Raw genomic sequence first — 12,725 nt, 5'->3', positions numbered from 1 at the left:
ATCCATTTATTGATTACGACACACGTTAAGGACAAACACTATGCTCAGGCGCACCAAAATTGTTGCCACACTCGGCCCCGCTACTGACGGTGAGGAAGCCCTGGCGGGGATCATTGCTGCCGGCGTCGACGTCACCCGCCTGAACTTTTCCCATGGCAGCGCCGAAGAGCATATGGAACGAGCTCGCCGGGTGCGCCAAACGGCCAAGGCACAAGGCCGCTTCGTGGCTCTGCTCGCCGATCTCCAGGGCCCGAAACTGAGAATCGCCCGCTTCGCCAATAACAAGATAACCCTGCAGCGCGGCCAGACTTTTGTGCTTGATGCCGCTATGGACAAAGAAGCCGGCACAGAACAGTGCGTCGGTATTGATTACGAAGAACTGATCAACGACGTATCCCCGGGCGATATCCTGGTGCTGGATGATGGTCGGATCGAAATGGAAGTCACGTCAATAGACAGTCACAGCATCACCTCCAGGGTGCTCATTGGTGGGCCCTTGTCCAACAACAAAGGTCTTAACAAGCGCGGTGGCGGCCTGTCGGCCGACGCCCTGACCGACAAAGACCGGCAAGACATCGTAACTGCCGCCAAACTCGGTGCAGACTATGTTGCGGTGTCGTTCGTGCGCACCGCCGAAGACATGCATGTGGCCCGCCAGTTACTGAAAGACGCAGGCTCCAATGCGGGTCTGGTAGCCAAAATCGAAAGGGCTGAGCTGGCCCATGACACGGTCGCGCTGGATGCCGTCATCGAAGCCTCCGATGCCGTGATGGTTGCTCGTGGCGATCTGGCGGTAGAGATTGGTGACGCCGAACTGGTGGCAGTGCAGAAGCACATTATCGCTCGGGCACGGGTCCTTAATCGTGTCGTGATTACTGCCACTCAGATGATGGAGTCGATGATCACCAACCCGATGCCGACACGGGCGGAAGTATCGGACGTCGCCAACGCGGTTATGGACTATACCGATGCCGTTATGTTGTCTGCCGAGACGGCCGTTGGCGACTACCCCCTGGAAGCCGTTGAGGCAATGGTGAGGATCTGCATGGGTGCCGAGCGCCACCCCTCCATGCACCAATCGAAGCATCGCATCAACGAAAGCATGGAAAAAGTCGATGAGGCCATTGCGCTGTCAGCCATGTATGCAGCCAATCACCTCAAGGGTGTCACCGCCATTATCTGCCTGACGGAGACCGGTGCCACGCCGCTGCTGATGTCCCGGATCAAGTCGAGCCTGCCGATTTTTGCGTTTTCACGACATCACTCGACCCAGCATCGCGTTGCCCTTTTCCGCGGCGTTCAGACGGTTCCTTTTGATTCCGCTGAGCATCCCAACGACCAGGTCAATGTTCTGGCCTTGTCTGAGCTAATCAACCGTGGTGTCGTAACTGACGACGACCTGGTGGTGGTTACCAAGGGTGACTACGTCAACGCACAGGGTGGCACCAACACCATGAAAATCGTGCGGGTGGGCGACCAGATCCAGTAGCGTCTGGCTACTTCCCTCGCCGAATATCCTTCAGACTGGAGCGTGCGATCTCAGCAATCGCCGCCCAGTCTTTGGCCTCGATAGCCGCAGCCGGCGTCAGCCAGGAGCCACCAACAGCGGCGACATTGGCCAGCTCGAGGTAGCTGGACGCCGTGTCTCTCCGAATGCCGCCGGTCGGGCAAAACATGACGTCCGGGAAGGGCCCGGCAAAGGCATTCAGCGCTGGAATTCCACCCGAGACCTCCGCCGGGAAAAACTTGAAGTGCCGGTAACCGTGGATATACCCCATCATTAACTCAGACGCCGTAGCAATCCCGGGCAGCAGTGGCGCTTCAGATGTCACACCAAACTCCAGTATTGCTTCGGTGACTCCCGGCGTAATCACAAACTGGGCACCCGCTGCTTCCACCTCCCGATACTGACCGATTCCGGTAACCGTTCCGGCACCGACCAACGCTTCCGGCAACGCTTTACGCACATCGCGAATGGCGGCAACGCCAAACTCGGTTCTCAGGGTGATTTCCAGTACGTTGATTCCACCGGCCACCAGGGCACGACAGAGCGGAACCGCATCTTCCGGACGATGGATGGTAATCACCGGAATCAGCGGTGAGGCCATAAATGCGGCCTGAATCTGTGCCTTGTGCTCTTCAGATAGCTGGGGCATAACGCGCTCCGTAATACAGGGCCAGGGTCTGGCTCAGGGGCTCCAATACACTTTCAGCCCGGGCTTGAGAAAGGCCCGAACCGGCATGGCTTTCCAGTCAGCCGGGTTATCCGCAGCCCGGCTCAGTGTGTCGAGCTTGCTCTCACCTTTCAGGTGCAGAGCTGTAAAGCGAGCACGGGCCAAAACCGGCATCGTCAGTGTTACCCGCACTTGCGCCTGGGACGGCGGCGTCATCACCGCGACCTTTCGGGTTCCGGCACTGTCCATGGCATCAGACAGCTCGGGGGCATCCGGAAACAGCGATGCGGCATGGCCATCATTGCCCATCCCCAGAACGACAACATCCAGCGGCAGAGGCAAGGTGCCTGCGGCAGCATCCATCGCAGGCAATGCGCTTACTGGGTCTGGGCCGGGCTGCATGAGTGAAACGAACTGGGCTGCACCCGCCCGCCCTTGCAGTAAATGCTGTTTCACAAGAGCCGTATTACTCGCCGGATCACTCTCCGGTACCCAGCGTTCATCTGCCAGCACGACCTTTACTCTGGCCCAGTCCAGATGCTTCTCCCGCAACGCCCGAAAAAACGGCAGCGGGGTTGAACCGCCGGAGACAACGAGAGTCGCCTCCCGAGCCTGATCAAGGCGCCGCTTCAAAAACCGGGCAACATCCTCAGCAAGCACCCCGGCAACGGATTCCGCCGTCTCCATCGAGCAGGTTTCTATACCCACCGGCAAATGAAGCTCAGACATCTTCATACCAGCTCCTGCCGTCCCGTGTGATCATGGCAATGGATGCAACCGGCCCCCAGGTACCCGCTGCATAACGCTTCGGTGGTTCACCGCTTTCGTGCCAGTTACGGATAACCTGATCAACCCAGCGCCAGGCGTATTCGACTTCGTCCCGACGCACAAACAAATACTGATTGCCCCGCATCACCTCCCACAAAAGGCGCTCATAGGCATCCGGTATCCGGTCGGTATCAAAGGTTTCGGAAAAGGTCAGTTCAAGAGGCCCCTGGCGCAACCGCATTCCCTTATCCAGGCCCTGATCTTTGGTTAAAATCTTCAGGGCCATACCTTCATCGGGCTGTAAACGAATAATCAGCTTATTGTTGGCCAGATGCTTCTGATCCGGGTCAAAAATATAATGCGGTGCGGGCTTGAAGTGGATGATGATCTGAGACATCTTCTCCGGCATACGTTTACCCGTTCGGATGTAAAAGGGTACCCCGGACCATCTCCAATTATCGATTTCCACCTTCAACGCGACAAAGGTTTCGGTTTCACTCGATTTGTCAGCGCTCTCTTCCTCAAGGTAGCCAGGCACCGATTGACCATTACTGGTACCTGCCGTGTACTGACCCCTTACAACATATTGCTCCATGATGTCTGGCGTAATCCGTTTCAGGGCCTTGAGCACTTTCACCTTTTCATCGCGAATGCTATCAGCCGACAGATCTGCAGGAGGATCCATTGCGATCAGGCAAAGTAGCTGCAACAGGTGGTTCTGGATCATGTCACGGATCTGACCCGCCTGATCGAAATACCCCCAACGCCCCTCAATGCCCATACTCTCGGCAACGGTAATTTCGACATGAGAGATATGGTTCTGATCCCACTGAGAGGCAAAGAGGTTGTTGGCAAAACGAAGGGCGATCAGGTTCTGGACCGTCTCCTTGCCCAGATAATGATCAATACGGAACAACTGGCTTTCGTGATACACCTCGGCCAGCTCGTCGTTAATGACTCTGGATGACTCAAGGTCATGGCCGATCGGCTTCTCCACCACCACCCGGGTGCGTTCAGTGCAACAGCCCTGGGCACGCAGATTGCGGGCAATGACACCGTACATTCCCGGCGGCGTCGCCATGTACACAATGAGGTGATTGCCGGGGTTTCGCCAGGCATTCAAGGCCAGAAAACCGTCGGTGTCCGTAAAATCGAGGCGCAGATAGTCAACCCTTGCGACAAACCGGCCGGCCAATTCCCGATCGAACTCACCGGCCCTCACCAACGCCTCAAGCTTTACCAGCAACGCCTCGCGAAATGCTTCAGCCGCTGTGTCTCGTCTGGCAATGGCCAGAATACGACTTTCCGGCGCAAGCAAGCCGGCCCGATCCAACTGATAGAGCGCCGGAAACAGCTTTCGCTGCGCAAGGTCACCGGATGCACCAAACAGCATAAGATCGCAGGATGTCTCCATGGGCTCTCACACTCTCCTGCCGGCCTGCGGCCATGAACCATGTCGTAACTTTACCTAAATAATGACACCACATTTCGTATAATCCAAGGCTTCAAGCCACTATGACGTATTTACTACTCGGGAAACCGGATGCACAAGGTATAATAGCTCAACCTCATGACCAAAATTGCCGGCAAATCAGGGAGTAAACCGTATGGCAGCAAGTGCGGTACATAGAGAAGAAAATCTGCTGGAAGAGATACAAAACCGGCTGGAAACACTGAATAAATCGGAGCGCAAAGTAGCTGGGGCCATCCTCCGCGACCCGAGCGCAGCAACCCGGTACAGCATTGCGGCACTGGCACGAGCCGCAGAGGTCAGCGAACCCACAGTGAACCGGTTTTGCCGGGGTTTCTCTGCCACCGGATTCCCGGACTTCAAAATTCGGTTAGCTCAGAGTATCGCCACCGGCACACCGTATGTGGGGCAAAATATTGAACCGGATGACGCCGCTGCCGAGTATGCTGACAAAATCATGCTCAGCACGATTGCCAGCCTGGACAAAGCCAGGCAGGCACTGGACCCTCAGGCCATTGAAAAGGTAGTCGACTACCTGATTCAAGCCAAGCAAGTCAGTTTCTTTGGCATGGGCGGCTCAGCGTCGGTTGCTCTGGATGCCCAGCACAAATTTTTTCGCTTCAACATTCCCGTGTCGTCATACGATGATGCCCTGATGCAACGCATGGTGGCTGCAGGCGCCGGTGTCGGTCACGCCATCGTAGTGATTTCGTACACCGGACGTACCCGGGAGTCCGTCGAAATAGCCCGTCTGGCGCGAGCCAATGGTGCCACGGTTATTGGCATCACCAACCCCGAGTCACCGCTGGCCGACGTTTGCACAACAGTGCTTGGCGTCACCTCACCAGAGGATACGGAAGTATACATGCCCATGTCTTCACGGATCATTCACCTGACCGTTATCGACATCCTGGCTACCGGTGTCACACTGAAACGAGGCCCAGACTTTCTGGCACATCTGAAGAAGGTCAAAGAAAGCCTCAAGGCAACGCGCTTCCCGCTGAATTCATAAGCGAAAAAAAAGGGTGCCTGAGCACCCTTTTTTATTGGCCGACGAATCAGTTCCGATCCACCTCAGCGGTATTTCTCAGATACTGCTGATACGCCATGTATTCACGCTGACCTTCGAGCTGCATGAGAAACTGGCTGACCTGCTGGAACTCGGCGCCGTCACGGTCTACATCGCCCTCATTCACTCCTTCCAACACAATGACGGCTGCCTCACGCTGATCAACGACCGCATCTACCGAAGGCTGGCCACCCTCTGGTCTGGCCATCGCGAAAGCCTTCTGAAGTACAAACGGGCTAAGAGCACCCGCAGCACCACGGCCCTGCTCTTCAAAGCTCTGCCAGCTTCCCTGCTCCGGCTCATCGCCGGATTCAATCACCGCAACCAGTTCATCAGCTTTGGCCTGTAAAGCTTCACGCGTGGCGCGAGCCGTCAGGGTTGCACGGATATCTTCCTTTACATCAGTCAGTTCCAGTTGACGAGGCTCATGGTAAGTTCTGACCCGAGCTACGACGGACACATTGTCGCCTACATCGATCAGTTCCGTGTTATATCCTCCCTTTAGCACGTCCTCGGAGAATACCTGACGAACCAGTCCAGCGTGATCAAAGGGCGCGGTACCACCGGTACGGGCTACACCGTCCACTTCACGCACTTCAAGGCCAAGCTCACTGGCAGGTCCTGCAAGATCATCCGCAGCATAGGCAGCATCAGCAAGTTGCGCGCGCACCTCAGCAAAGCGCTCTGCAGCCTGTTCCCGGGCAAGCTCTTGGCGCAGTTGACCTGCCAACTCTTCGAAGGTGGGAACGTCAGAGCGGCGAACGTCGGCCAGCTGGATCAGGTGAATACCGAAACTGGTTTCAACCGGTCCGGATACCTCGCCCTTTTCAAGGGCAAAGAGCGCTTCTTCAAACGCCTGGTCGTACACCCCCCGACCTGCATAGCCAAGATCACCGCCTTCTCGGGCCGAAACGGTATCGACGGAGTACTCGGCCGCCAGCTCCGCAAACGACTCCCCGGCTTCCAGCCGTTGCTGAATGGTGGTAATGGTTTCGTTGGCCTCGGCTCCCGCCTCAACCAGAATGTGAGCCGCTTTACGCTCTTCCCGGGCGTATTGTTCCGCACGTTCGTTATACCGACTGCGCACTTCATCATCAGACACATCAATCGTTGCAGCCAGCGCTCCCTGAGACAAGGTGATATAGGCAGCATCAACCTGCTCCGGCTCCTGGAACTGGGCCTTGTTTTCCTGGTAATACGACGCTACTTCTTCGTCTGATACTGAAACCCGATCAGCCACATCATCCGCTGAAAGCGCCAACACACGGAAATTCCGTGTCTGGTTTTGCATAGCCAGCAGCTGGGCTGCATTTTCAGGTGCAACCAGTCCGGTTTGGGCAATCGCTGCACGGATCTGATTGGTCACGTAGTTCTTGCGCATGCTGGCACGAAACTCAGCCACACCCATTCCAACGCTGCGCACGGTGGCCGCAAAGCGCTCAGGGCTGTACTTGCCATCGACCTGAAACTGAGGCATCTGCCTGATCAACGCATCAATGTCTGCATCGGACAGCCCCAGCCCCTGATTCTGTGCATCCTGCGTCAAGACGGCTTCCTGGATAAGCGCCTCAAGAACGTCCTGTCGAACCTGATCTTCGTCCACCATGGAGGGGTCCGGATTCTCCATCCGCATCAGACGCTGCTGGGTTTCCAGCTGAACGGTGCGCAGGAACTCTCGCTCTGTAATGTCGTTACCGTTAACGGTAGCCACTTCCGGCTCTCCGGTAAAACCGCCAATAATGGCGTCCATTCCCCAAATAGAAAGAGAGATAATCAAAAGGCCAACGATAACTTTGGCGATCGTGCTCTGGGCGTTATCCCGAATATCTTGAAGCATGTTGTTTCTGAATCCCTGTTCAAGGTCGTGCTGGTGGTTATTGTGGTGAGGTGTAGCCCCGGCTGCCTTTAACGTAAAAAGGCGCACCCTGTTCGGAATGCGCCTTGAATTCTAATGGCAACTTCCGCCAGCGGAAGCTGCCAGAGAAAGATCCGTTACTTAACGGCGTCTTTCAGGGCCTTACCTGCCTTGAATCCAGGCACTTTGGAGGCCGCAATCTTGATTTCAGCGCCAGTCTGCGGGTTACGGCCGGTACGAGCGGCACGGTCCTTCACAGAAAAGGTACCGAAGCCGATCAGGGTAACCTGGTCGCCTTTCTTCAGTGCACCAGTGATGGTGTTGGTCATAGCATCCAGCGCACGGCCAGCTGCAGCTTTAGAAATATCTGCGGACTCTGCAATTGCATCGATCAGTTCGGACTTGTTCACACTAAACCCCTTCGATTTCAGGTTGAAGATGTTATAGGTTGGTTTGTTTTTTCGAGGACGTTCTCGACTATCGCATAAGCGGTCGGAGAATTCCATTCTTCAGTTTTATTATTCCTTGCGGCGATTAACCGGTGTTCGGAATAGGCACATACTGCGCGGGAGCCCTTGGTATTGGCTGCTTCACGGCGAAACAGTTATACCAACGGGCTCTCGGGCATGTCAACAACTCATCCCCGGTTTAATGTGTATTTATGCGTTCTGCAGCATCGCCGGACTCATCATTTGCCTTGGCTGGTGACGCTTTATCGGCGTCATTTTCAACCCGTGGCTTCGGTGGATAAGCCAGCGCAATATCAAGCACTTCATCAATCCATTTAACCGGCCTGATTTCCAGTGACTCTTTGATACTATCTGGTATCTCTTTGAGATCACGAACATTTTCATCAGGAATCAGAACGGTTTTAATACCCCCGCGATGGGCTGCCAGGAGCTTTTCCTTCAGTCCGCCAATCGGCAGCACACGACCGCGAAGTGTGATTTCCCCGGTCATGGCCACATCCGCACGCACCGGTATTTTGGTCAGTGCAGAAACGAGAGCTGTGCACATTCCGATACCCGCACTTGGGCCGTCTTTCGGCGTTGCACCCTCAGGAACGTGAACATGGAGGTCGTGTTTTTCGTGAAAATCATCGGTTACACCAAGCCCCGAAGCCCGGCTTCGAACCACCGTCAGCGCCGTTTGAATAGACTCCTGCATTACGTCGCCCAGTGAGCCTGTTTTTACAACCCGGCCTTTACCCGGCGTTAATGCGCACTCAATGGTCAGCAGTTCACCGCCCACCTGCGTCCATGCCAGGCCGGTCACCTGACCAATCTGGTTGCTCTCTTCCGCCAGGCCATACTTGAACTTTTTAACGCCCGAGTAGTCTTCCAGCATCTCCTGCGTGATCGTCAGCGAAGCCTTGTCGCTGCTCTCGACATGCTCCCGAACAACCTTGCGGCAGATTTTCGCGATTTCCCGCTCCAGCCCCCGCACACCCGCTTCACGAGTGTAATAGCGGATCAGATCACGAATGGTTTCTTCCGGTACATCCAGCTCACCCTTGCGAAGGCCATTTGCAAGAATCTGCTTCGGCAGCAAATACCGAAGAGCAATGTTCACCTTCTCTTCTTCGGTGTAACCCGGGATCCGGATAATCTCCATTCGATCCAGCAACGCCGGAGGAATATCCATGGAGTTAGAGGTACAAACAAACATCACATCTGAAAGGTCGTAATCTACTTCCAGGTAATGATCGTTGAACGTGTGGTTCTGCTCCGGATCGAGCACTTCCAGCAGGGCGGACGCCGGGTCACCCCGATGATCCATACCCATCTTGTCAATTTCATCGAACAGGAACAGCGGGTTCTTTACGCCGACCTTTGAAAGCTTCTGCAGCAGCTTGCCAGGCAAAGCCCCGATGTAGGTTTTACGATGACCTCGGATTTCCGCTTCGTCGCGCACACCGCCCAAAGCCATCCGTGTGTACTTCCGGTTGGTCGCTTTGGCGATGGACTGGCCAAGGGATGTTTTACCCACTCCAGGAGGCCCCACCAGACACAGCACAGGGCCTTTGACCTTCTTGACCCGACTTTGCACAGCAAGGTATTCCAGAATCCGCTTCTTGACTTCATCCAGGCCGTAGTGATCTTTGTCCAGAATCTCCCGGGCTTTCTCCAGATCATGGCGCACCCTGCTACGCTTTTTCCAGGGAACGGCCAGCATCCAATCAATGTAGCCCCGCACCACGGTCGCTTCGGCGGACATGGGCGACATCATCTTGAGCTTGTTCAGCTCCGCTTCGGTTTTCTTCAGCGCTTCTTCCGGCAGGCCCGCCTCCTCGAGTTTTTGCTCAAGCTCTTCAAAGTCGTTGCTGCCCTCGCCCAGGGTACCCATTTCTTTCTGGATAGCCTTCATCTGCTCGTTGAGATAATACTCCCGCTGACTGCGCTCCATCTGTTTTTTGACGCGGCCGCGAATGCGCTTTTCAACCTCGATCAGGTCGATTTCACCGTCAAGCTTGCCCAACAACAGGTCAACCCGCTTACGCACATCCAACGCTTCCAGCAGCTCCTGCTTCTCCGGGATGCGCATATCCAGGTGCGCGGCCATGGTATCCACCAGCCGGTCAATCTCGTTAATGCCAGTCAACGCGTTGGATACTTCAGACGGCACTTTCTTGGACAATTTCACATACTTCTCGAACTCGTCCATCAGCGTTTTGGTGAGAACGTCTTCCTCACGCTCGGGCAACGAGTCTTCGTCCATCAGGATGGCATCGCCAGTCAGGAACTCACCTTCTTCTATACTGGAGATGCTGGCACGGGCGTTACCCTCAACCAACACTTTTACTGTGCCGTCAGGTAACCGCAGCATCTGCAAAACGGTTGCCAGGGTGCCCATGTTGAAAACGTCGTCGGGGCCCGGCTCATCGGTGGACGCGTCTTTCTGGGCGACCAACAGAATTTCCTTGCTGCCCTCCATCGCGGCCTCAAGCGCCTGAATGGACTTCTCCCGGCCGACAAACAGCGGCACCACCATGTGCGGGAACACCACCACATCACGAAGTGGAAGCAGCGGGTATTCCTGCACGGTTTGTTCGGATATAAGGGTCATAGAGAATCCTCTGACAGCATTTTATTCAGCATATCACCCATCATTGGGGCGCAGGCAAAAATTGCAATCTTTTTACGGAGTGAAAATAAGGGCAGGCAGGTTACAGGCAGCCATGAAAAAGGGGCGTTAAACGCCCCTTTTTCAAATCATCCAGCGTTCGGAAAATACCAGATCAATCTTCTGACGCCGCTTTGGCGTGATCGCTTCTCGCGTAGATCTTGAACGGCTCTGAATCGCCGCTGATCACACTCTCATCAATAACAACCTTTGACACATCATGTTCAGACGGAATCTGATACATGGTGTCGAGCAAGGTTGCTTCCATGATCGATCTCAGACCGCGGGCACCGGTCTTGCGAGCCATAGCCTTTCGGGCCACTGCCCTGAGGGCGTCTTCACGGAAGTCCAGTTCAACACCTTCCAGATCAAAGAGTTTCTGATACTGCTTGGTCAGGGCGTTCTTTGGCTCCGTAAGAATCTGCACGAGTGCATCTTCATCCAGCTCGGTCAGCGTCGCCACAACCGGAAGACGACCAACAAACTCAGGAATCAGGCCAAACTTGACCAGATCCTCGGTTTCCACGTCCTGAATGATATCGCCAGCACTCTTGCTGTCGTCCTGGCTCTTCACCGTTGCCGAGAAACCGATGGAGCTGCGCTCGGAACGCTCCTGAATAACCTTTTCCAGACCAGCGAACGCACCACCACAGATGAACAGAATATTGCCGGTATCAACCTGCAAAAATTCCTGCTGGGGATGCTTGCGGCCACCCTGGGGCGGAACCGACGCAACCGTCCCCTCGATCAGCTTGAGCAAGGCCTGCTGAACGCCCTCACCGGACACATCCCGAGTGATGGACGGGTTATCAGACTTACGGGAAATCTTGTCAATCTCATCGATATAGACAATACCGCGCTGGGCCTTTTCCACATCATAATCGCACTTCTGAAGCAGCTTCTGGATGATGTTCTCGACATCCTCACCCACATAACCGGCTTCGGTCAGTGTGGTTGCATCAGCAATCGTAAACGGTACGTTGAGCATACGCGCAAGCGTTTCAGCAAGAAGGGTCTTACCGCTACCGGTCGGACCGATCAGCAGAATGTTACTCTTACCCAACTCGACATCACTCTTGCCCTCGCCGTAACGCAAGCGCTTGTAGTGGTTATAGACAGCGACAGACAACACAATCTTGGCGCGATCCTGCCCAATCACATATTCATTCAGGGTTTCACGGATTTCTGCCGGCACGGGAAGACGATCACTGGTGTCTTCCTGGGCATTTTCCTGAATTTCTTCCCGAATAATATCGTTGCACAGATCAACACACTCGTCGCAGATGAACACCGAGGGCCCTGCAATGAGCTTACGGACTTCATGCTGGCTCTTTCCACAAAACGAGCAGTAGAGCAACTTGCCGTTATCGTCGCCTCTGCCGTTTCTTTCATCTGCCATTGAAATACCTCTGTTCTTCATTGGCCTGCGTTAAAGGTGGATACGCAGGCCAGGGATGATGCGATGACTTTCAGTATTATTTATTCGGTACGCGCTTATCAAGTACTGTATCAATCAACCCGTACTCTTTAGCCTGGACCGGATCCATGAAATTATCGCGATCCGTATCCCGCCCGATGGTTTCGAGATCCTGGCCTGTGTGCTCGGCCAATATCGAGTTCAGGGTATGACGAATCTTGAGAATCTCACGTGTGTGAATTTCAATATCTGAAGCCTGGCCCTGATAACCGCCCAACGGCTGGTGAATCATTACGCGGGAATTTGGCAAGCAGGCGCGTTTGCCGTTTGCGCCGCCGGCGAGCAGAAATGCGCCCATGCTCGCTGCCTGACCAATGCATAAGGTCGCCACATCGGGCTTCACGAACTGCATGGTGTCGTAGATCGACATACCCGCCGTGACAGACCCACCCGGGCTGTTGATATACAGGTGAATGTCCTTATCCGGATTTTCGGACTCGAGGAACAACAGCTGAGCAACGACCAGGTTGGCCATGTGATCTTCCACCGGCCCAACCAAAAAAATCACCCGCTCTTTGAGCAGACGGGAGTAGATGTCAAACGAACGTTCGCCCCTTGCTGTCTGTTCAATTACCATCGGCACCAGACCAGCGCTGGTTATCATTGTAGGGCCATCAAACGGTTTTTGCGTCATGTGTTGCCTGAGCTCCTTAAAGACTATGGGCATGGACTCCTGAGGCAGGACATCCAAATTGTATCACCTGGATACCCTTATACTCTGCCACCACTGAGTCCAGATGAAAACAGCCGGACACGCCGGCTGTTTCCAGAAAGCGACTCCGGACTAA

At 54.9% G+C, this 12,725-nt stretch carries 10 protein-coding genes; 2 read left to right on the top strand and 8 right to left on the bottom strand.

From position 1 onward, the window contains the following. Window positions 1-40 precede the first annotated feature (40 nt). Entirely contained in the window at window positions 41-1,489 is a 1,449-nt protein-coding gene (gene pyk, locus QPL95_RS01790; protein ID WP_303289295.1) for a pyruvate kinase, read from the top strand. A gap of 7 nt (window positions 1,490-1,496) precedes the next feature. Here the strand turns inward: pyk and QPL95_RS01785 are convergent, their stop codons facing one another. From QPL95_RS01785 to zwf, 3 genes are read right to left on the bottom strand one after another with little or no spacing between them, the layout of a single operon-like run. Then, window positions 1,497-2,156, bottom strand: a complete 660-nt coding sequence (locus tag QPL95_RS01785; RefSeq protein ID WP_303289294.1) for a bifunctional 4-hydroxy-2-oxoglutarate aldolase/2-dehydro-3-deoxy-phosphogluconate aldolase — start codon at window positions 2,154-2,156, stop codon at window positions 1,497-1,499. Window positions 2,157-2,189: 33 nt separating this feature from the next. Next, window positions 2,190-2,903: a 6-phosphogluconolactonase gene (gene pgl / locus QPL95_RS01780; RefSeq protein ID WP_303289293.1), complete on the bottom strand. Its 714-nt coding sequence runs from the start codon at window positions 2,901-2,903 to the stop codon at window positions 2,190-2,192. Continuing rightward, window positions 2,896-4,356, bottom strand: a complete 1,461-nt coding sequence (zwf, locus tag QPL95_RS01775) for a glucose-6-phosphate dehydrogenase (RefSeq protein ID WP_303289292.1) — start codon at window positions 4,354-4,356, stop codon at window positions 2,896-2,898. The genes pgl and zwf overlap by 8 nt, the downstream gene beginning before the upstream one ends. Before the next feature lie 193 nt (window positions 4,357-4,549). On the opposite strand from zwf, the gene QPL95_RS01770 reads away from it, so the two are divergent. Continuing rightward, complete coding sequence (locus QPL95_RS01770; RefSeq protein WP_303289291.1) at window positions 4,550-5,425, top strand: MurR/RpiR family transcriptional regulator; 876 nt, start codon at window positions 4,550-4,552, stop codon at window positions 5,423-5,425. A gap of 46 nt (window positions 5,426-5,471) precedes the next feature. On the opposite strand, the gene QPL95_RS01765 is transcribed toward QPL95_RS01770, so the two are convergent. The 5 genes from QPL95_RS01765 to clpP form a co-directional block, all read right to left on the bottom strand. After that, window positions 5,472-7,319 carry a SurA N-terminal domain-containing protein gene (locus QPL95_RS01765; protein ID WP_303289290.1) on the bottom strand — a complete coding sequence of 616 codons (1,848 nt, stop codon included), beginning with the start codon at window positions 7,317-7,319 and terminating at the stop codon, window positions 5,472-5,474. Between the two features lie 155 nt (window positions 7,320-7,474). Further along, window positions 7,475-7,747 carry an HU family DNA-binding protein gene (locus tag QPL95_RS01760; RefSeq protein ID WP_303289289.1) on the bottom strand — a complete coding sequence of 91 codons (273 nt, stop codon included), beginning with the start codon at window positions 7,745-7,747 and terminating at the stop codon, window positions 7,475-7,477. Window positions 7,748-7,985: 238 nt separating this feature from the next. Next, window positions 7,986-10,403 (bottom strand): endopeptidase La, encoded by a 2,418-nt coding sequence (lon, locus tag QPL95_RS01755; protein ID WP_303289288.1) that lies wholly within the window; start codon window positions 10,401-10,403, stop codon window positions 7,986-7,988. A 172-nt stretch (window positions 10,404-10,575) separates the two neighbouring features. After that, the gene (gene clpX, locus QPL95_RS01750) at window positions 10,576-11,859 is read right to left on the bottom strand and encodes an ATP-dependent Clp protease ATP-binding subunit ClpX (RefSeq protein ID WP_303289287.1); all 1,284 of its coding nucleotides are present in this window, start codon (window positions 11,857-11,859) and stop codon (window positions 10,576-10,578) included. A 76-nt stretch (window positions 11,860-11,935) separates the two neighbouring features. After that, window positions 11,936-12,571 carry an ATP-dependent Clp endopeptidase proteolytic subunit ClpP gene (gene clpP, locus QPL95_RS01745; protein ID WP_303289286.1) on the bottom strand — a complete coding sequence of 212 codons (636 nt, stop codon included), beginning with the start codon at window positions 12,569-12,571 and terminating at the stop codon, window positions 11,936-11,938. Window positions 12,572-12,725: the final 154 nt, after the last annotated feature.

The sequence above is a fragment of the Marinobacter sp. SS5-14b genome (assembly GCF_030541005.1).
Lineage (GTDB): Bacteria > Pseudomonadota > Gammaproteobacteria > Pseudomonadales > Oleiphilaceae > Marinobacter.
The sequence above is the reverse complement of the archived record's forward strand: the minus strand, read 5'-3'. Positions and strand labels throughout refer to the sequence as shown.

Bases quoted from the DNA above. Each gene is read 5' to 3' on its own strand.
- QPL95_RS01785 (WP_303289294.1), bottom strand. From the start codon at position 2,156: ATGCCCCAGCTATCTGAAGAGCACAAGGCACAGATTCAGGCCGCATTT.
- pgl (WP_303289293.1), bottom strand. From the start codon at position 2,903: ATGTCTGAGCTTCATTTGCCGGTGGGTATAGAAACCTGCTCGATGGAG.
- QPL95_RS01765 (WP_303289290.1), bottom strand. From the start codon at position 7,319: ATGCTTCAAGATATTCGGGATAACGCCCAGAGCACGATCGCCAAAGTT.
- clpP (WP_303289286.1), bottom strand. From the start codon at position 12,571: ATGACGCAAAAACCGTTTGATGGCCCTACAATGATAACCAGCGCTGGT.
- clpX (WP_303289287.1), bottom strand. From the start codon at position 11,859: ATGGCAGATGAAAGAAACGGCAGAGGCGACGATAACGGCAAGTTGCTC.
- QPL95_RS01770 (WP_303289291.1), top strand. From the start codon at position 4,550: ATGGCAGCAAGTGCGGTACATAGAGAAGAAAATCTGCTGGAAGAGATA.
- zwf (WP_303289292.1), bottom strand. From the start codon at position 4,356: ATGGAGACATCCTGCGATCTTATGCTGTTTGGTGCATCCGGTGACCTT.
- pyk (WP_303289295.1), top strand. From the start codon at position 41: ATGCTCAGGCGCACCAAAATTGTTGCCACACTCGGCCCCGCTACTGAC.
- lon (WP_303289288.1), bottom strand. From the start codon at position 10,403: ATGACCCTTATATCCGAACAAACCGTGCAGGAATACCCGCTGCTTCCA.